A 19568-nucleotide genomic window follows, 5' to 3' on the forward strand; every position below is an offset into this window, starting at 1 on the left:
CCATCGATGCGTCGTTTTTTGCCGCATGAAATGTTTTATTTTGTGATGTATTTCAAAGATATGAACAGGAGAAGGTGGGTCATACAGGCCGGACGGGGCCGGCCTGCTTGCGGGGGTTAATCTTGTCTCAACACTTTATGGCCGTAATCGATCAGCGCATCGGTCACCCGGCGCATCATGCGGCTTTCCGGGGCAAAACGGTGCCAGTAGAGCATCCGGCGCTGGAACAGGCCCGGCGTGAGGTTAATCAGTTCGCCGCTGTTCAGCTCTCTCTCAATTTGCAGATGCGGGATCATACAGCAGGTTGTTCCCTGACGGGCCAGCTGCACAAAGGCTTCCGAGGAGTTCACGATATGGCAGGGCACGCTGCCCGGCGGCAAATCGAAGTTCTGCTGCAAAAAGGCCTGGTGCATATCATCGAGATGATCGAATGCCACCACCGGCGCTTTCAGCAGCGCCGAGCGGGTCACCCCGTTGGGGAAATAGCGCTGGGCAAACTCCTTCGAGGCGACGAACAGGTAGTCGAGGGCGCCGAGCTGATCGACCAGGCAGCTGGGCAGCGCCTGCGGCTGAATACTGACCGCGCCGACCACTTCGCCGCGGCGCAGGCGTTCCTGGGTCCGGGTCTCATCTTCCACCTGCAGGTTCAGCCGAATAGGGGAGTCGGAAAGCACGCTGGAGAGCGCGGGCAGCAGCCAGGTGGCCAGGCTGTCGGCGTTGACCGCCAGCGATAGCAGCAGCGGCGTGGAGCCAGTTTGTTCATCGCCCAGCCACTCCTCTTCCAGCAGTTCGACCTGACGCAGCAGGGCCAGCAGCTTTTGCCCCTGTTCGGTGGGACGCGGCGGTACGGTTCGCACCAGCAGCGGTTGTCCAAACATGTTTTCCAGCTGTTTGATGCGCTGAGAGACGGCGGACTGCGTAATACAAAGCTTCTGCGCGGCGCGCTCAAACCCTCGTTCCCTGATTACCGCGTCCAGCGCCTGTAGTGTTCTGTAGTCCGGTCGTTTCATTGCTCTGGCGTGCCCCCTAATACTTTTCGTTAACTCGCACTATGACATAAATTTGTTTTTGATGAAGATGAAAAATTGGCGACCGCGTTGTGTGATCGCCGTCGCAGGGACAATGACCCCCCTGATGTTCTATAATGCGCCTCAGGAATTCACATCTCGGACCATAATCATGACGCAAGATGAACTGAAAAAAGCGGTAGGCTGGGCGGCACTGCAGTATGTACAACCGGGCACTATCGTTGGGGTCGGTACGGGCTCGACGGCGGCGCACTTTATCGATGCGCTGGGTACCATGAAAGGGCAGATTGAAGGGGCGGTTTCCAGCTCTGATGCCTCTACTGAAAAACTGAAAAGCCTCGGTATTACGGTTTTTGATCTGAACAGCGTTGATCGTCTTGGTATTTACGTGGACGGCGCAGATGAAATCAACGGCCACATGCAGATGATCAAGGGCGGTGGCGCAGCCCTGACGCGTGAGAAAATTATCGCTTCGGTCGCCGACAAATTTATCTGTATCGCCGATGCTTCCAAGCAGGTGGATATTCTGGGTAAATTCCCGCTGCCGGTGGAAGTGATCCCGATGGCGCGCAGCGCCGTGGCGCGTCAGCTGGTTAAGCTGGGCGGCCGTCCGGAGTATCGTCAGGGCGTCGTGACCGATAACGGCAACGTGATCCTCGATGTGTTTGGTCTGGAAATTCTGGACGCTATTGCGCTGGAAAATACCATTAACGGTATTCCGGGCGTCGTGACCGTCGGCCTGTTTGCGAATCGCGGTGCGGACGTCGCGCTGATTGGCACCGCTGATGGTGTAAAAACCATCACTAAATAGTCTGATCCGAGGGAGCGAATCGCTTCCTCGCAAATATTTTTTCTCCAGGCCTATTTTGGTGACTTCTGTCACATTTACGCGCCTTGTCTTAGTAACAATCTACCTTTCTTTTACTTTCTGGTGTTTTGTCCTGCTATTTCCCGCTGATTGATATTTCTTCAGGTTGCCGACGCAAACGTTCATATTGCCGCAATAGTTTTTTTTGATATGTTGCTGAGAAGAACTTTCGTTCCGCACGACATCAGTTAAGACAAAAACAGGACGGGGAAATGGCTAAGGTATCACTGGAAAAAGACAAGATTAAATTTCTGCTGGTTGAAGGTGTGCACCAAAAAGCGGTGGACAGCCTTCGCGCAGCGGGCTACACCAATATCGAATTTCATAAAGGCGCGCTGGATAGCGAAGAGCTGAAAGCGTCCATCCGTGATGCCCATTTCATCGGCCTGCGTTCCCGTACTCATCTGACTGAAGAGATCTTCGCGGCGGCGGAGAAGCTGGTCGCGGTTGGCTGCTTCTGTATCGGTACCAATCAGGTTGATTTAAACGCGGCGGCGAAACGCGGTATCCCGGTGTTTAACGCCCCGTTCTCCAATACCCGTTCCGTTGCTGAACTGGTGATCGGCGAACTGCTGCTTATGCTCCGCGGCGTACCGGCGGCAAATGCCAAAGCGCACCGCGGCGTATGGAACAAGCTGGCGGTCGGCAGCTTTGAAGCGCGCGGCAAAAAGCTGGGTATTATCGGCTATGGTCATATCGGCACGCAGCTGGGTATTCTGGCCGAATCGCTGGGGATGCATGTCTATTTCTACGATATTGAAAGCAAGCTGCCGTTAGGTAACGCGACTCAGGTCCAGCATCTTTCTGATTTGTTGAACATGAGCGATGTGGTGAGCCTGCACGTGCCGGAAAACGCCTCCACGAAGAACATGATTGGCGCGGAAGAGCTGGCGCTGATGAAACCCGGCGCGCTGCTGATCAACGCCTCTCGCGGCACCGTGGTGGATATCCCGGCGCTGTGCGATGCGCTGGCGAGCAAGCACCTGGCGGGCGCGGCGATCGACGTCTTCCCGACCGAGCCGGCGACCAACAGCGATCCGTTCAACTCTCCGCTCTGTGAGTTCGACAACGTTATCCTGACCCCGCACATTGGCGGCTCAACTCAGGAAGCGCAGGAAAACATCGGTCTGGAAGTGGCGGGCAAGCTGGCGAAATACTCCGATAACGGTTCTACGCTCTCCGCGGTTAACTTCCCGGAAGTGTCGCTGCCGCTGCACGGCGGGCGCCGTCTGCTGCATATCCATGAAAACCGTCCGGGCGTTCTGACCGCAATTAACCAGATTTTCGCCGCGCAGGGCATTAACATCGCGGCGCAGTATCTGCAGACCACTCCGCAAATGGGCTACGTGGTCATTGATATCGAAGCCGAAGAAGATGTCGCGCAGAGCGCGCTGCAGGCGATGAAGGCTATTCCTGGTACCATCCGCGCCCGTCTGCTGTTCTAACTCCTTTTATGCCAGCGGGCAGGTCATCGACCTGCCCCTTTTCTCCTGATAGACCCTTCTGCAATTTCCCGTCGCCACTCAAACGCTTAGCGAGGCTTGCCGCAAACGGCGATTAAAACCGTCGGATGTCGTTGTGCCTGAAAGAAAGGGATTTACGATAAAGACTCAGCGTGGGGCTGAAACGGGAAAGCCCCTACCGAGGCAGGGGCTCTAAAAGGAAAGGGACGATGATGAGACTCTTCATCATGCTGCTTATCCTGTTAATCATCGCCTGGCCAGCATATTAACAGAGAGAATGCAGGAGGGAGGTTCGCCTCCCTCACCCTTTATCCAGGAATTTAGGTGAAAAAATCAGCAATGTCAATTGTTCGGACGTTTTACCAGAGCCAGGTTTTTGACGGAGTGATGACCGCTGGCAGCGGGATATCCCACTGCTCCGTCGGCAGCGCGTCGACCTGCTGGCAATCATGCGCGTAGCCGACCGGCTGCAGGCGATGCTGCCGCCAGTTTTGCAGCGTCCGGTCGTAAAATCCGCCGCCCATACCCAGGCGCTGTCCGGCGGCATCAAACGCGACCAGCGGCGTTACCAGTACATCCAGCTGGCTAAGCGGGAGGACATCGCGCACGTCGAGCTTCGGTTCGCGGATGTTCAGACGATTCACCACCAGATCGCTGCTTGGGTGGTAGTGCAGAAACAGAAGATTGCCGGGGCTGAACGGATGAAGCACGGGGAGATAGACCCGTTTGCCTGCCCGCCAGAGCTGATCAATCAGCGGCCGCGTATCCAGCTCGCCATCAAACGAAAGAAATACCGCGACCGTCTGCGCGAGCAGAACCGGCGGATACGCCATCATTCTGTCCGCCGCATGGAGGGCGAACTGGGTTTGCTGCTCCGGCGTTAACGCGCGTCGGCGCTGGCGGATCTGCTGACGAATTTGCTGCCTGGTAAAGGGGATATCTGACAATAGGGTCATACCTGAGTCTCATCGGTGAGCAAACGATACCAACAGGCGTAGTCTAATACACGACGGCAAAAGCCGAAAATTAACTTAGGGGGGGATGAAACGAAAAAGAAGGGAATCTCCGAGATGCCGCCGCAGGCTGTAACCCTTGAACCCTTGGTTCAAGGTGAATGTGTCGTCACAGTTTTAAGGCTTCTCGGACGGGCCGAGCATGCTCACCAACCGTGGAGCGCCACATTCTTGTGGTATGAAATATCGGCTCAGGGGACTGGCCCGCTTGCAAACATCTCAGAGAAATTTTGTTCTTGCGATTACTCTAACACAGTTAAATGCAAAGTGTTATTCAAACTTCTGCCCGGGTCTTTCGCTTATGCGACCTTGCTCAAGCAATGCTTGTTCGATGGTCTGCTGAAGCATCCGAATACGCTGCTCCATGCTGGCGGCGTAGTCGCGGGTTTTCGCTTTTTCCTGAGTCAACTCATAGCTGATGTTCAACGCGGCGATGAAGACCAGCTGCTCAGTATTTGTGACTCTAGTGCGTTCTTTTAAATCTTGCAACCGCTGATTCAGGTCGTCAGCTGCCTGGTTTAAGGCATCCCTTTGTTCAGGCGGGCAATTCACTCGTAGTGAACGGCCAAAAATTTGGAGATCTACGGGTTGTGCAGACATGCCACCTTCCTGCTGATTGACTGCGCGGCCTTCACGCCCTGGGAGGGTCTGCGAAGGGGCGACACTATAGCTACCCTGGTTTTAAGATACAAGCCCTATTCTGGTTCACCAGGGTCCAAAGTGGTAGCATATCATGAATATTCCTCCCAACGATGACGAATGCGCATGTCTATACAGAACGAAATGCCTGGCTACAACGCTGTAGACCAGTTACTGAACCAACAAGGGGTAGGATTAACCCCTGCCGAAATGCACGGTTTGATTAGCGGGATCCTGTGCGGCGGCAACAAAGACAGCAGCTGGCAGCCGTTGGTGCACGATCTGACTAACGAAGGTCTGGCTTTTGGTCACGAGCTGGCGCAGGCGCTGCGTAACATGCATTCCGCCACCAGCGACTCGCTGGAGGATGACGGTTTCTTATTCCAGCTCTACCTGCCGGATGGCGACGAGGTGAGCGTGTTCGATCGCGCCGATGCGCTCGCGGGTTGGGTGAACCATTTTCTGCTTGGGCTGGGCGTGACGCAGCCTAAGCTGGATAAAATCAAAGACGAAACGGGTGAAGCCATCGACGATCTGCGCAATATTGCTCAGCTCGGGTATGACGAAGACGAGGATCAGGAAGAGCTCGAAATGTCTCTGGAGGAGATTATCGAATACGTACGCGTTGCTGCGCTGCTGTGCCACGACACCTTCTCTCTTCAGAAACCCACTGCGCCGGAAGTTCAAAAGCCGACGCTACACTAATCATTCATTAAATCGTTCAGGGGGCGTCATGACTCAGCAGGAATTTCTCTCTCGTCGCCAGGCTCTACTGGCGCAGATGCAGCCGGGCAGCGCAGCGCTCATTTTCGCCGCGCCGGAAGCGGTACGCAGCGCAGATTCAGAATATCCCTACCGGCAGAGCAGCGATTTTTGGTACTTCACCGGCTTTAATGAGCCAGAAGCGCTGTTGGTATTGATTAAAAGCGATGAGACGCACAACCACAGCGTGTTGTTTAACCGCGTGCGCGATCTGACCGCTGAAATCTGGTTTGGCCGCCGCCTCGGGCAGGAAGCTGCCCCCGCGAAGCTGGGCGTCGATCGCGCGCTGGCATTTAGTGAAATCAATCAGCAGCTGTTCCAGCTCCTTAACGGCCTCGACGCTATCTACTTTGCCCAGGGCGAATATGCCTACGCCGACGACATCGTGTTTAACGCGCTGGAAAAACTGCGCAAAGGCGTACGGCAGAATCTGCAGGCGCCAGGCTCGGTCATTGACTGGCGGCCGATGGTGCATGAGATGCGCCTGTTTAAATCGGCAGAAGAGCTGGAGGTCATGCGCCGCGCAGGGGAGATCTCCGCGCTGGCCCACACCCGCGCTATGGAAAAATGCCGTCCCGGGATGTTCGAATATCATCTGGAAGGCGAGATCCTTCACGAATTCAACCGTCACGGCGCGCGCTTTCCTTCTTATAACACCATCGTGGGCGGCGGCGAAAATGGCTGCATCCTGCACTACACCGAAAATGAGTGCGAGCTGCGCGACGGCGATCTGGTGCTGATTGACGCAGGCTGCGAATACCGCGGCTACGCGGGCGATATCACCCGCACCTTCCCGGTTAACGGCAAATTTAGCCCGGCCCAGCGAGAGATTTACGATATCGTCCTTGAATCTCTGGAAACCTCGCTGAAGCTCTATCGCCCGGGTACCTCAATTAAAGAGGTTAACCAGCAGGTGGTGCGGATTATGATTACCGGCCTCGTGCGTCTGGGGATCCTGAAAGGTGAAATTGATGAGCTGATTGCCAATAACGCCCATCGACCTTTCTTTATGCATGGCCTGAGCCACTGGCTGGGGCTCGACGTGCATGATGTCGGCAGCTATGACGTTGACCGCTCGCGTATTCTTGAGCCGGGAATGGTGCTGACCGTTGAACCGGGGCTGTATATTGCGACGGATGCCGACGTGCCGGCCCAGTACCGCGGCATCGGCATTCGTATTGAAGACGACATCGTCATTACCGAAGACGGTAATGAGAACCTCACCGCCGGCGTAGTGAAAAAAGCGGACGATATCGAGGCGCTGATGGCGGCGGCGCGCCAGCTATGAGCATCCTGATCGTCGGCGGAGGAATGACCGGCGCGACGCTGGCGCTAGCGATATCTCGCCTGACCGGCGGTACGCTGCCGGTGCATCTGGTTGAAGCATCTGCGCCGGATTCCGCGCAGCATCCGGGCTTTGACGCCCGCGCCATCGCTCTGGCTGCCGGCACCTGCCAGCAACTGGCTCGCGTTGATATCTGGCAAGAGATAGCCGACTGCGCCACGGCCATTCAGCGCGTTCACGTCAGCGATCGCGGCCACGCGGGGTTTGTGACGCTCGAGGCTGAGGAGTATGGGCTGGCGGCGCTGGGCCAGGTGGTCGAGCTGCACGATGTCGGCCAGCGCCTGTTTGCGCAGCTGCGCAAGGCGCCGGGCGTGACGCTACACTGCCCGGCAAAGGTGGAAAATGTCAGCCGCAGCGAAGAGAGCGTCAGCCTGGTTCTGGACAACGGCGAAACCCTCAGCGGTAAACTGCTGGTCGCCGCCGACGGCTCGCGCTCGACGCTGGGGGCCCGCTGCGGTATCAGCTGGCAGCAGGAACCCTATGAACAGCTGGCGATTATCGCCAACGTCAGTACCGCGCAGCCGCATAGCGGGCGCGCGTTTGAACGCTTTACCCCACACGGCCCGCTGGCGATGCTGCCCATGTCGCAGGGCCGCTGCTCGCTGGTGTGGTGTCATCCGCAGTCGCGGCGTGAAGAGGTGCTGAGCTGGTCGGACGAACGCTTCCGCCATGAGCTTCAGCAGGCATTCGGCTGGCGTCTTGGCCGGATCGTCCACGCCGGAAAGCGCAGCGTGTATCCGCTCTCGCTCACCCGAGCCAGCCGCACGGTTGCGCATCGGCTGGCGCTGGTCGGCAACGCGGCGCAAACGCTGCATCCTATTGCCGGGCAGGGATTTAACCTCGGTCTGCGCGATGTCATGAGCCTGGCGGAAATGCTGGCGCAGGCGCAGGCAGAAGGAGAGGATCCGGGCGGCTATCTGCTTCTGAGCCGCTATCAGACCCGACGCGCCGCAGATAAAGCCGCCACCGTCGGCGTGACCGATGGGCTGGTGCATCTGTTCGCCAATCGCTGGGCGCCGCTGGTGGTGGGGCGCAACGTCGGCCTGATGGCGATGGAATTATTTACCCCGGCGCGCGATGCGCTGGCGCAGCGTACCCTCGGTTGGGTTCCCCGTTAAGGAGTGAAACGTGCAAAGTGTTGATGTCGCTATTGTTGGCGGTGGAATGGTGGGGCTGGCGGTTGCCTGCGGTTTGCAGGGCAGCGGGCTGCGCGTTGCGGTGCTGGAACAGGCCGCGCCTCAGCCGTTAAGCGCGGATGCGCCGCCGGCGCTGCGGGTGTCGGCGGTTAACGCCGCCAGCGAGAAGCTGCTGAGCAAACTGGGCGTCTGGCAGGATATTATCGCCCAGCGCGCCAGCTGCTACCACGGTATGGAAGTGTGGGATAAAGACAGTTTTGGCCGCATCAGCTTTGATGACCAGAGCATGGGCTTTAGCCACCTTGGGCATATTATTGAAAACGCCGTGATTCACCACGCCCTGTGGCAAAAAGCGCAGCGCTGCGCGGACGTCACTCTGCTGGCTCCGGCGCAGCTGCAGCAGGTTGCGTGGGGGGAGAACGAGGCCTTTCTTAGCCTGCAGGACGGCACGATGTTAACCGCCCGGCTGGTGGTTGGCGCCGATGGGGCCAATTCATGGTTGCGCAATAAAGCCGATATCCCGCTGACCTACTGGGATTATCACCATCACGCGCTGGTTGCCACTATTCGCACCGAAGAACCGCACGAAGCGGTGGCGCGTCAGGCGTTCCACGGCGAAGGGATTCTGGCGTTTCTGCCGCTGAGCGATCCGCATCTTTGCTCGATTGTCTGGTCGCTCTCTCCCGAAGAGGCTGAGCGCATGCGGCAGGCGGACGATGCCGCTTTTAACCAGGCGCTGAATATTGCCTTCGATAACCGCCTCGGCTTATGCGCCGTGGAGAGCGAGCGCCAGGTCTTCCCGCTCACCGGCCGCTATGCGCGTCAGTTTGCTGCCCATCGTCTGGCGCTGGTCGGCGATGCCGCCCATACCATTCATCCGCTGGCGGGGCAGGGCGTCAATCTTGGCTTTATGGATGCCGCCGAGCTGATCGACGAACTGAAGCGCCTGCACGCGCAGGGCAAGGATATCGGCCAGCATCTGTATCTGCGTCGCTATGAACGCAGCCGTAAACATAGCGCTGCGCTGATGCTGGCGGGGATGCAGGGCTTTCGCGACATGTTCTCCGGCCACAATCCGGCGAAGAAGCTGCTGCGCGATATCGGTCTTAAGCTGGCGGATACATTGCCCGGCGTGAAGCCGCAGCTTATCCGTCAAGCGATGGGCCTCAACGACCTGCCCGCCTGGTTACGTTAAGTACGTCACACTTCTCTCACCCGGCCGCCGCGCCGGGTTATCCCCTCTCATTTGAAATAATCTAATTTCACCTCGTTTTTCGCATTAGTTTTATTAATGTTACCTTTTTTTTGTTATAGAAATTAGGCTCGTCATTTCGCAGAAAATATCATCATTCGCTGCTTTTTTAACTAATTAGTTTGGTTTTGTGCGGATTGAATCGCTTTTTTGTAGATAAAAACTCTGTAGGCTCTGCGGCTGATTTTGGTCATAAGCTAATGTGATGTCCTGACCAGGCTTATGGTTTAGTGCGGATATCGGTGGTAAGTTCAGGCCAAAGAGAACGTTTGCGTCGGCGTCCTTTAGCGATGCTGGCGGCGTTTTTCGCGGCGCAAAAACGCCAAAAATCGTGGCTGGTTCCGTTTTATTCGATGAGGAAAAGATGGCTCAACAGACTCCGTTGTTTGAACAACACACGCTATGCGGCGCGCGCATGGTGGATTTCCATGGCTGGATGATGCCGCTGCATTACGGATCCCAGATCGATGAGCATCATGCGGTGCGCGGTGATGCCGGAATGTTCGATGTGTCGCACATGACCATCGTCGATTTTCACGGCAGCCGAATCCGCGAGTTCCTGCGCTATCTGCTGGCTAACGACGTGGCGAAGCTCACCGTGCCGGGCAAAGCGCTCTATAGCGGCATGCTGACCGCCTCCGGCGGCGTCATTGATGACCTGATTGTTTATTTCCTTTCTGAAGACTATTTCCGCCTCGTTGTTAACTCCGCCACCCGTGAAAAAGACCTCGCCTGGATCACCCAACAGTCTGAATCCTATGGTCTTGAGATAACCGTGCGTGACGATCTCTCCCTGATCGCCGTACAGGGTCCAAAGGCGAAAGAGAAAGCGGCGACGCTGTTTACCGACGCGCAGCGCCAGGCCGTGGAAGGCATGAAGCCGTTCTTTGGCGTGCAGGCGGGCGATCTGTTTATTGCGACTACCGGCTATACCGGTGAAGCGGGTTATGAAATCGCGCTGCCGAACGAGCAGGCGGTGGATTTCTGGCGCGGCCTGCTGGACGCGGGCGTTAAGCCGTGCGGCCTTGGCGCGCGCGATACGCTGCGCCTGGAAGCGGGCATGAATCTTTATGGCCAGGAGATGGACGAAGGCGTCTCTCCGCTGGCGGCTAACATGGGCTGGACCATTGCCTGGGAACCGGCTGACCGTGATTTTATCGGGCGTGAAGCGCTGGAACTCCAGCGTGAAAAAGGCACCGAACAGCTGGTCGGCCTGGTGATGACCGAGAAAGGCGTTCTGCGCGGCGGCCTGCCGGTGCGCTTCAGCGATGCCGATGGCAATCAGAAAGAAGGCATTATCACCAGCGGCACCTTCTCCCCGACGCTGGGCTACAGTATTGCCTTAGCGCGCGTACCGGAAGGCATCGGTGAAACCGCCGTGGTGCAGATTCGCAATCGCGAAATGCCGGTCAAAGTGACGAAACCCGTTTTTGTACGCAACGGCAAAGCCGTGGTGTGATTTCCCATTTGGAGATGAATTGATGAGCAACGTACCAGCAGAACTGAAATACAGCAAAGAACACGAATGGCTGCGTAAAGAAGCGGACGGCACCTATACCGTCGGTATCACCGAGCACGCGCAGGAGCTGCTTGGCGATATGGTTTTCGTTGACCTGCCGGAAGTGGGCGCCGCCGTAGAAGCGGGCGCAGACTGCGCGGTTGCCGAATCCGTCAAAGCCGCTTCCGATATCTACGCGCCGATTAGCGGCGAAATTGTTGCCGTCAATGAAGAGCTGAACGACTCCCCTGAGCTGGTCAACAGCGAGCCGTACGCCGGCGGCTGGATCTTTAAAATCAAAGCCAGCGATGAAGCTCAGGTTGCCGCGCTGCTGGATGCGACCGCATATGAAGCTCTGTTAGAAGACGAATAAATACGCTTCATCCTTCACGTTGCAGGGGCGTTGGCTTCCTGCAACGCGAATGATTTGCGTCTTCTGGCCCGGTTAGCGTCAGTGCTCGCCGGGCAAACCCGTCAGACAATCACGATTCACCGCACGTTCAGGAACCATCGCTCATGACCCAGACTTTAGGCCAGCTTGAAAACCGTGACGCCTTTATTGAACGTCACATCGGCCCGGATGCCCGGCAGCAGCAGGAGATGCTGAAAACCGTTGGCGCCGATTCGCTTAACGCCCTGATTGGCCAGATTGTGCCGCAGGATATCCAGCTGGCAACGCCGCCGCAGGTGGGCGAAGCAACCACGGAATTCGCCGCGCTGGCGGAACTGAAGGCGATCGCCGGTCGTAACAAGCGCTTCAAGTCGTACATTGGCATGGGCTACACCGCCGTGCAGCTGCCGCCGGTGATTCAGCGCAACATGCTGGAAAATCCGGGCTGGTATACCGCCTATACGCCTTATCAGCCGGAGGTTTCCCAGGGTCGCCTGGAATCACTGCTGAATTTCCAGCAGGTGACCCTCGACCTGACCGGGCTCGATATTGCCTCGGCCTCGCTGCTCGACGAAGCCACCGCCGCTGCGGAAGCGATGGCAATGGCCAAACGCGTAAGCAAACTGAAAAACGCCAACCGTTTCTTCGTCGCCGCCGACGTTCATCCGCAAACGCTGGACGTGGTGCGCACCCGCGCGGAAACCTTTGGTTTCGATGTGATTGTCGATGATGCGGAAAAAGCGCTCGACCATCAGGACGTCTTTGGCGTGCTGCTGCAGCAGGTAGGCACCACCGGCGAGGTTCACGATTACAGCAAACTGATAGCTGACCTGAAAGCGCGCAAAGTGATTGTCAGCGTCGCGGCCGATTTTATGGCCCTGGTTCTGCTGACTGCCCCCGGCAAGCAGGGCGCGGACATTGTGTTTGGCTCCGCCCAGCGCTTCGGCGTACCGATGGGCTACGGCGGCCCGCACGCGGCGTTTTTTGCCGCAAAAGATGAATTCAAACGCTCCATGCCGGGCCGTATTATCGGCGTATCGAAAGATGCGGCGGGTAATACCGCGCTGCGCATGGCGATGCAGACGCGCGAGCAGCATATTCGCCGCGAGAAAGCGAACTCCAATATCTGTACCTCCCAGGTGCTGCTGGCCAATATTGCCAGCCTGTACGCCGTGTTCCACGGCCCGGCCGGCCTGAAGCGTATCGCCAGCCGTATTCATCGCCTGACCGATATTCTCGCCGATGGCCTGCAGAAAAAAGGTCTTAAGCTCCGCCATGCTCACTACTTCGATACCCTGTGCGTGGACGTCGCCGATAAAGCCGCTGTGCTGGCGCGGGCGGAAGCGCTGCAGATCAACCTGCGCAGCGATATTCATCACGCCGTCGGGATCACGCTCGATGAAGCCACCACGCGCGAAGACGTCCTGAACCTGTTCCGCGCCATCGTGGGCGACGATCACGGCCTGGATATCGACACGCTGGATAAAGACGTGGCCCTGGACAGCCGTTCGATCCCGGCCAGCATGCTGCGTGACGATGCGATCCTCACTCATCCGGTGTTCAACCGCTACCACAGCGAAACCGAGATGATGCGCTATATGCACGCGCTGGAGCGTAAGGATCTGGCGCTGAACCAGGCGATGATCCCGCTGGGCTCCTGCACCATGAAGCTGAATGCCGCCGCCGAGATGATCCCGATCACCTGGCCGGAATTCGCCGAACTGCATCCGTTCTGCCCGGTTGACCAGGCCGAAGGCTATCATCAGATGATTGCCCAGCTCTCCGACTGGCTGGTTAAGCTGACCGGCTATGATGCGGTCTGCATGCAGCCGAACTCCGGCGCGCAGGGCGAATACGCGGGCCTGCTGGCGATTCGCCATTACCACGAGAGCCGCAACGAAGGGCATCGCGATATCTGCCTGATCCCAAGCTCTGCGCACGGCACCAACCCGGCTTCCGCGCAGATGGCGGGAATGCAGGTGGTGGTGGTCGCCTGCGATAAAAATGGCAACATCGATCTGGCGGATCTGCGGGCGAAAGCCGAGCAGCATGCGGCGAACCTCTCCTGCATTATGGTCACCTATCCGTCCACCCACGGCGTTTATGAAGAGACTATTCGCGAAGTGTGCGAAGTGGTGCATCAGTTTGGCGGCCAGGTTTACCTTGACGGCGCGAACATGAACGCCCAGGTCGGCATTACCTCTCCGGGCTTTATCGGCGCGGACGTCTCGCACCTCAACCTGCATAAAACCTTCTGCATTCCGCACGGCGGCGGCGGCCCGGGTATGGGGCCGATCGGCGTGAAATCGCACCTCGCGCCGTTTGTGCCGGGCCACAGCGTGGTGCAAATTGAAGGCATGCTGACCCGCCAGGGCGCGGTTTCCGCCGCGCCGTTTGGCAGCGCCTCCATTCTGCCGATCAGCTGGATGTATATCCGTATGATGGGCGCAGAGGGGCTGAAACAGGCGAGCCAGATGGCGATTCTGAACGCCAACTACATCGCTACCCGGCTGAAAGACGCGTTCCCGGTGCTGTATACCGGCCGCGACGGTCGCGTGGCGCACGAATGTATTCTGGATATTCGTCCGCTGAAAGAAGAGACCGGCATCAGCGAGCTGGATATTGCCAAGCGACTGATTGATTTTGGTTTCCACGCTCCGACCATGTCCTTCCCGGTTGCCGGCACGCTGATGGTGGAACCGACCGAATCGGAAAGCAAAGTGGAGCTGGACCGCTTTATCGATGCGATGCTGGCGATTCGCGGCGAGATCGACCGCGTGAAAGGCGGTGAATGGCCGCTGGAGGATAACCCGCTGGTGAACGCGCCGCATACTCAGGGTGAACTGGTGAGCGAGTGGAACCATCCGTACACCCGTGAACTGGCGGTCTTCCCGGCGGGGCTGAACAACAAGTACTGGCCGACCGTTAAGCGTCTGGACGATGTTTACGGCGACCGTAACCTGTTCTGCTCCTGCGTGCCGATGAGCGAATACCAGTAATTTGCTGATTAGACTATCTTTTAAAGGCGCTGCGGCGCCTTTATTTTTTGGGAGAATGGCATGACGATAGCTTTGGTGACGGGCGGCAGCCGGGGAATAGGTAAAGCGACGGCGCTGCTGCTGGCGCAGGAAGGCTATACCGTGGCGGTGAATTACCACCAAAATAGCGCTGCCGCGACCGGCGTGGTGAACGAAATTATCGCCAGCGGTGGCAAAGCCGTTGCGCTACGGGCGGACGTCAGCGATGAAGCGCAGGTGATGGCGATGTTCGCCGCTATCGACCGCCTCGGTGAACCGCTTTCCGCGCTGGTCAATAACGCCGGGATTTTATTTACCCAGGGGACGATTGAAAGCCTTTGCGCCGAGCGAATTAACCGGGTGCTGGCCACCAATGTTACCGGCTACTTCCTTTGCTGCCTGGAGGCGGTAAAGCGGATGTCGCACAAGCATGGCGGTAAAGGTGGGGCGATTGTGAATGTTTCATCCGCAGCATCGCGCCTCGGGGCGCCGGGGGAGTATGTGGATTATGCCGCGTCAAAGGGCGCGGTTGATACTCTGACCACCGGCCTGTCGCTGGAGGTGGCGGCGCAGGGGATTCGGGTTAACGGCGTGCGTCCCGGCTTAATTTATACCGACATGCACGCCAGCGGCGGTGAGCCGGGGCGCGTGGATCGCGTGAAGTCGATGCTGCCCATGCGGCGCGGCGGGCAGCCGGAGGAGGTGGCTCAGGCCATCGTCTGGCTGCTGAGTGAGAAGGCTTCCTACGTGACCGGCAGCTTTCTGGAGCTGGCGGGCGGGAGATAATCGGAACTCGTTTTCCGGGGGGCGGCTAACGCCTTGCCCGGGATACAACATCTGTTTACCTCACCCCATCCCTGGCCCTGCTAAGCGCAGCGCAAGCAGGGAAATGCGCTACGACGCCAGCCACAGCCGCAGGCGCATCCCCCAGCCGCTGGTCCAGCCGGTGGTGACTGACTTCACCTCGCCGCGCGAGATAACGATAAGGGTCGGCGTGACCTGCACCTCCCACCGTTGGGATAGCTGACCGCTGGCGTCATTGATCGTCGGCAGCGCCATTTTTTTATGCGCCAGCCATCGCGCCAGAGCGGCGTTGTCGCCGGAGCGTAGCGCTACCGTCATCACATTGCCGCCATCGTTGGCTAAAGCGGCCACCGACGGGGTGGTATAGCGGCAAACGCCGCACCAGGTGGCCCAGACGTACAGCAGCAAAGGGCGCTCGTGGCTCATTGCCGCCAGATCGACCGTTCGGCCATCAAGCGTTTGCAGCGGCATGCTGGAGAAATTCTGCGGCAGCGCGGGCCTGCGCAGGTAATCCACCGCCAGGCTGACGGCGGCGACAATCAGCAGCCATATCAGGATCTGTCTGAAGAGGTTTAGCATCATTTTTCTACATTGTGATGCGCCGGAAAGGCCGGCAGCGTGCGGCGTTGATTCACGAAGTCAGCGTCAGCGACTCAACGATTAATGTGGTTTATCTTATCGGCTGAGCGTGGGTTAGCAATGCTAAAGCTGTAAAGAAGTGTCTGTTTTGTGGGAAGTTTTGCCCCCTTCCGGCTGGAAAGGGGCAAGATGATTACAGTTTCTCGCCGTTGCTGGCGATAACCTCTTTGTACCAGTTAAAGCTCTTCTTGCGCGAGCGGGACATATCGCCGGTACCATCGTCATGTTTGTTGACGTAGATAAAGCCGTAGCGCTTGCTGTACTGACCGGTCGTGAAGGAGACGCAGTCGATGCAGCCCCACGGGGTATAGCCCATTAGCTCAACGCCGTCGTAAGTCACCGCTTTGATCATCTCTTCGACGTGAGCGCGCAGATAGTCGATGCGATAGTCGTCGTTGATGCTGCCGTCTTCCTCGACTTTATCGTACGCGCCGAAGCCGTTTTCGACGATAAACAGCGGCTTCTGGTAGCGCTCATACAGTTCACACAGCGCATAGCGCAGGCCGACCGGGTCAATCTGCCAGCCCCAGTCGGAGGCTTTGACGTGCGGGTTGGGCACGCTGCCTTCAAAGCCGGAGATCGCGTCGCCGGTGCCGCCTTCCGCTTTCACCGCGTTGGTCATGTAGTAGCTGAAGCCGAGATACGCGCAGGTGCCTTCGCGCAGGATTTGCGCATCGCCGTCCTCCATGTTGATATTGAAGCCGCGGCGTTCCCATTCGTTCAGGACGTAGCTCGGGTAGTAGCCGCGCAGCTGGACGTCGGTAAAGACGTAGCGTTCACGCATTGATTCCTGGGCAAACATCACGTCTTCCGGCTTGCAGGAGAACGGATAGAGGGCGACCATTGCCAGCATGCAGCCCACCTGCATCTCCGGATTGATTTGACGCGCTGCCTTCACCGCCAGCGCGCTGGCGACAAACTGATGGTGCAGCACCTGGTACATGGTCTCTTCCGGGTTTTCATGCTCGGTATAGACCACGCCGGAGCAGCAGTAGCCAAACAGCGGCGCGCGCCAGTTACGCTGGTTGTTGATCTCGTTAAAGGTCATCCAGTATTTCACTTTGTGCTTATAGCGCTCGAAGACCACTTCGGCGAAGCGCACAAAGAAATCGACCACTTTGCGGTTGGTCCAGCCGCCGTACTGCTGAACCAGATGCAGCGGCATCTCAAAGTGGGAGAGGGTAATAACCGGTTCGATGTTGTACTTCAGCAGTTCATCGAACATGTCATCGTAGAATTTCAGCCCTTCTTCATTCGGCTGGCTTTCGTCGCCCAGCGGGAAGATGCGCGTCCAGGCGATAGAGGTGCGGAAGCACTTGAAGCCTATCTCGGCGAACAGCTTGATGTCTTCTTTGTAGCGGCCGTGGAAATCGATGGCTTCGTGGTTCGGATAGTACTTGCCCGGCTCTACCTGCTGGGTTATCTCGCGCGGCACGCCGTGCGCGCCGCCGGTAAGCACGTCGCAGATGCTCGGGCCTTTGCCGTCTTTATTCCAGCCGCCTTCAACCTGGTGCGCGGCGACGGCGCCACCCCATAAAAAGTCTTTTGGTAAAGGAATTTTCTTCATCTTTGCTCATCTCGTCTTAATGACTTGTTGGCTGCGAGTCTAACAAAGGGAATATAAATGTCACGATATAACAATTTGCCCGGAATGGAATTTGTTACATCGAAAAAACACCCTGTTATTTTCAGGCGAGTTTGCGCGCTAATTTACGCCCCAGCGTTTCCAGAATATAAATGACCGGGATCTGGGTGGTAATGTCATAGACGCCGCCGATGCGCGTTTGCGGAACGTGCCAGGAGAGATTAAAGTCGGCAAGCTTTGCCAGCCGCGAGTGCTCGTGGCTGGTGATGGACATCACTTTACAGCGATGCAGGCTGAACTGGCTGGCGAAGCGCAGGATCTCTTCGGTTTCGCCGGAGACCGACAGCACGATGGCCAGCGCATTACGCGCCATATCATTGGTCACCGGGAAATAAGGGTCGTCGATATGGTTACTGAATTTCCCGACGTTAGAAAAGAAACGCGCGCCATATTTTGCCAGCGCGCCGGAGGTGCCGGCGCCAACAAAAATAATACGTTCTGAAGACAGAATAATATCGACCGCCTGCTCGAGCAGCTGGTCAAATTCATCGTTATTAACGCTTTTAAAAAAGCTCATTATTTCGCTGGCGCCGATATTTGCCTGTTGAGGCTCATTCTGCTCCAGATATAATTTAAAGCGTACGCGAAACTCCGAGTAGCCTTCGCACTGCAGCTTGCGGCAGAAGCGCAAAACGGTAGTCGTGGAGACTCCGGCCGCTTCCGCCAGCTCGCGGATGGTCATGTACATCACTTTGTCGCGATTTTTAATGACGTAGTGATAGACCATCATCTCAAGGTTATTGAGACTGGCGATAGCGGCGTGGGAGAAGATACTCACAGTGGCGAACTCACAATTCATAATGACCAGGACGGAATGATATCATGCAGCCAAATGACATAACCTTTTTTCAGCGTTTTCAGGACGACATCCTCGCCGGACGCAAAACCATTACCCTCCGCGATGCGGCTGAATCACTCTTTAAAACGGGCGATGTGTTGCGCGTTGGCCGCTATGAAGATGACGGCTATTTTTGCACCATTCGCGTGGTGGCCACCTCAACGGTGACGCTGGATACGCTGAGTGAACTGCACGCGCAGCAGGAGAATATGACCCTGGCGCAGCTGCGTGAGGTGATTGCGGAGATCTATCCTGAAGAAAAGCAGTTTTATGTTATTGAATTCGAAAAGCTTTAAATAAACAGTGAACGTCTGTTAGTTGAAATTTTTATGTAACCTATTGATTTTATACTGTTCATAAATATTCATCTTTTTATTTTAGCGAACAGGTGTTCACTGGAATCATTCTCAGTTAACCTAAGTGTGCATTGAAAGCGTACTTGTTTTCGGAGTCAAATATGGGTCGCAAATCGTTAATCACACAGGGATATTCTCTGGCAGAGGAAATTGCCAACAGCGTCAGTCACGGGATTGGGCTGGTGTTCGGTATCGTCGGTCTGGTGCTGCTGCTGGTGCAGGCGGTGGACAGCAACGCCGGCGCCACGGCCATTACCAGCTACAGCCTGTACGGCGGCAGCATGATTTTGCTGTTCCTCGCCTCGACCCTCTATCACGCGATTCCGCATCAGCGGGCTAAGCTGTGGCTGAAAAAATTCGACCACTGCGCCATCTATTTGCTGATTGCCGGGACCTACACGCCGTTTCTGCTGGTGGGGCTAAATTCGCCGCTATCGCGTGGGCTGATGATCGTCATCTGGAGCCTGGCGCTGCTGGGGATCCTGTTTAAGCTGACCATTGCGCATCGTTTTAAGATCCTCTCTTTAGTGACCTACCTGACCATGGGCTGGCTGTCGCTGATCGTCGTTTATCAGCTGGCGATTAAGCTGGCGGTGGGCGGCGTGACGCTGCTTGCCGTGGGTGGCGTGGTCTATTCGCTGGGGGTTATTTTCTACGTCTGCAAACGTATTCCGTACAACCACGCTATCTGGCACGGTTTTGTCCTGGGCGGCAGCGTGTGCCACTTCCTGGCCATTTATTTGTACGTCGGGCAGGTTTAAATTTCGCGAAATCTCCCGGCTCGCGCTACGCTTAGCCGGGCTACAGGTTCATCGTCGTCTGAGGGCTGGTAGCCCGGACATGGCGCGCCAGCGCCGCCTCCGGGACATTCTTC

The 19568-nt window shown here is 57.1% G+C and carries 18 protein-coding genes and 1 other RNA gene; 12 read left to right on the forward strand and 7 right to left on the reverse strand.

Annotated features, from left to right (window positions below; genetic code table 11):
• Positions 1-116: 116 nt before the first annotated feature.
• Complete coding sequence (argP, locus tag FQK12_RS11770) at positions 117-1010, reverse strand: DNA-binding transcriptional regulator ArgP (RefSeq protein ID WP_004105608.1); 894 nt, start codon at positions 1008-1010, stop codon at positions 117-119.
• Between the two features lie 169 nt (positions 1011-1179).
• Between argP and rpiA the strand changes: the two genes are divergently transcribed.
• Together rpiA and serA are read left to right on the forward strand one after the other, a co-directional pair.
• Positions 1180-1839: a ribose-5-phosphate isomerase RpiA gene (rpiA, locus tag FQK12_RS11775; protein ID WP_004125006.1), complete on the forward strand. Its 660-nt coding sequence runs from the start codon at positions 1180-1182 to the stop codon at positions 1837-1839.
• A gap of 269 nt (positions 1840-2108) precedes the next feature.
• On the forward strand, positions 2109-3341 hold the full coding sequence (gene serA, locus FQK12_RS11780; RefSeq protein ID WP_004115297.1) for a phosphoglycerate dehydrogenase: 1233 nt from the start codon (positions 2109-2111) through the stop codon (positions 3339-3341).
• 377 nt (positions 3342-3718) lie between these two features.
• Here serA and FQK12_RS11785 read toward each other — a convergent pair whose 3' ends face one another.
• The 3 genes from FQK12_RS11785 to zapA all read right to left on the reverse strand — a co-directional run bounded on the left by FQK12_RS11785 (position 3719) and on the right by zapA (position 4972).
• Positions 3719-4315 carry a 5-formyltetrahydrofolate cyclo-ligase gene (locus FQK12_RS11785; RefSeq protein WP_014226809.1) on the reverse strand — a complete coding sequence of 199 codons (597 nt, stop codon included), beginning with the start codon at positions 4313-4315 and terminating at the stop codon, positions 3719-3721.
• Between the two features lie 102 nt (positions 4316-4417).
• Positions 4418-4601, reverse strand: a non-coding RNA gene (ssrS, locus tag FQK12_RS11790) — 6S RNA.
• Positions 4602-4642: 41 nt separating this feature from the next.
• On the reverse strand, positions 4643-4972 hold the full coding sequence (gene zapA / locus FQK12_RS11795) for a cell division protein ZapA (protein WP_004105598.1): 330 nt from the start codon (positions 4970-4972) through the stop codon (positions 4643-4645).
• A 165-nt stretch (positions 4973-5137) separates the two neighbouring features.
• Between zapA and FQK12_RS11800 the strand changes: the two genes are divergently transcribed.
• From FQK12_RS11800 to FQK12_RS11835, 8 genes are all read left to right on the forward strand, one after another.
• Positions 5138-5716 (forward strand): YecA family protein, encoded by a 579-nt coding sequence (locus FQK12_RS11800; protein ID WP_014226808.1) that lies wholly within the window; start codon positions 5138-5140, stop codon positions 5714-5716.
• 28 nt (positions 5717-5744) lie between these two features.
• The gene (gene pepP, locus FQK12_RS11805; RefSeq protein WP_014226807.1) at positions 5745-7061 is read left to right on the forward strand and encodes a Xaa-Pro aminopeptidase; all 1317 of its coding nucleotides are present in this window, start codon (positions 5745-5747) and stop codon (positions 7059-7061) included.
• On the forward strand, positions 7058-8236 hold the full coding sequence (gene ubiH / locus FQK12_RS11810; protein WP_014226806.1) for a 2-octaprenyl-6-methoxyphenyl hydroxylase: 1179 nt from the start codon (positions 7058-7060) through the stop codon (positions 8234-8236). Before pepP ends, ubiH begins: the two co-directional genes overlap by 4 nt.
• Before the next feature lie 10 nt (positions 8237-8246).
• Positions 8247-9449 carry an FAD-dependent 2-octaprenylphenol hydroxylase gene (gene ubiI, locus FQK12_RS11815; protein ID WP_004854091.1) on the forward strand — a complete coding sequence of 401 codons (1203 nt, stop codon included), beginning with the start codon at positions 8247-8249 and terminating at the stop codon, positions 9447-9449.
• A 421-nt stretch (positions 9450-9870) separates the two neighbouring features.
• Positions 9871-10965, forward strand: a complete 1095-nt coding sequence (gene gcvT / locus FQK12_RS11820; RefSeq protein ID WP_009654955.1) for a glycine cleavage system aminomethyltransferase GcvT — start codon at positions 9871-9873, stop codon at positions 10963-10965.
• A 22-nt stretch (positions 10966-10987) separates the two neighbouring features.
• Positions 10988-11377: a glycine cleavage system protein GcvH gene (gcvH, locus tag FQK12_RS11825; RefSeq protein WP_004854088.1), complete on the forward strand. Its 390-nt coding sequence runs from the start codon at positions 10988-10990 to the stop codon at positions 11375-11377.
• 143 nt (positions 11378-11520) lie between these two features.
• Positions 11521-14394 (forward strand): aminomethyl-transferring glycine dehydrogenase, encoded by a 2874-nt coding sequence (gene gcvP / locus FQK12_RS11830; RefSeq protein WP_014226805.1) that lies wholly within the window; start codon positions 11521-11523, stop codon positions 14392-14394.
• A gap of 60 nt (positions 14395-14454) precedes the next feature.
• Complete coding sequence (locus FQK12_RS11835; RefSeq protein WP_014226804.1) at positions 14455-15198, forward strand: SDR family oxidoreductase; 744 nt, start codon at positions 14455-14457, stop codon at positions 15196-15198.
• 108 nt (positions 15199-15306) lie between these two features.
• On the opposite strand, the gene FQK12_RS11840 is transcribed toward FQK12_RS11835, so the two are convergent.
• The 3 genes from FQK12_RS11840 to FQK12_RS11850 all read right to left on the reverse strand — a co-directional run bounded on the left by FQK12_RS11840 (position 15307) and on the right by FQK12_RS11850 (position 18272).
• Positions 15307-15798, reverse strand: a complete 492-nt coding sequence (locus FQK12_RS11840; RefSeq protein WP_014226803.1) for a protein disulfide oxidoreductase — start codon at positions 15796-15798, stop codon at positions 15307-15309.
• A 190-nt stretch (positions 15799-15988) separates the two neighbouring features.
• The gene (locus tag FQK12_RS11845; protein WP_014226802.1) at positions 15989-17422 is read right to left on the reverse strand and encodes a 6-phospho-beta-glucosidase; all 1434 of its coding nucleotides are present in this window, start codon (positions 17420-17422) and stop codon (positions 15989-15991) included.
• Between the two features lie 121 nt (positions 17423-17543).
• Positions 17544-18272, reverse strand: a complete 729-nt coding sequence (locus FQK12_RS11850) for a MurR/RpiR family transcriptional regulator (RefSeq protein WP_025105967.1) — start codon at positions 18270-18272, stop codon at positions 17544-17546.
• Between the two features lie 50 nt (positions 18273-18322).
• Between FQK12_RS11850 and yqfB the strand changes: the two genes are divergently transcribed.
• Together yqfB and trhA are read left to right on the forward strand one after the other, a co-directional pair.
• Positions 18323-18634 (forward strand): N(4)-acetylcytidine aminohydrolase, encoded by a 312-nt coding sequence (yqfB, locus tag FQK12_RS11855; protein WP_014226800.1) that lies wholly within the window; start codon positions 18323-18325, stop codon positions 18632-18634.
• 161 nt (positions 18635-18795) lie between these two features.
• Positions 18796-19455 (forward strand): PAQR family membrane homeostasis protein TrhA, encoded by a 660-nt coding sequence (gene trhA, locus FQK12_RS11860; protein WP_014226799.1) that lies wholly within the window; start codon positions 18796-18798, stop codon positions 19453-19455.
• The last annotated feature ends 113 nt before the right edge of the window (positions 19456-19568 follow it).

Origin of the sequence: Klebsiella sp. ME-303 (assembly GCF_007910085.1) — a bacterium.
GTDB lineage: Bacteria > Pseudomonadota > Gammaproteobacteria > Enterobacterales > Enterobacteriaceae > Klebsiella > Klebsiella michiganensis.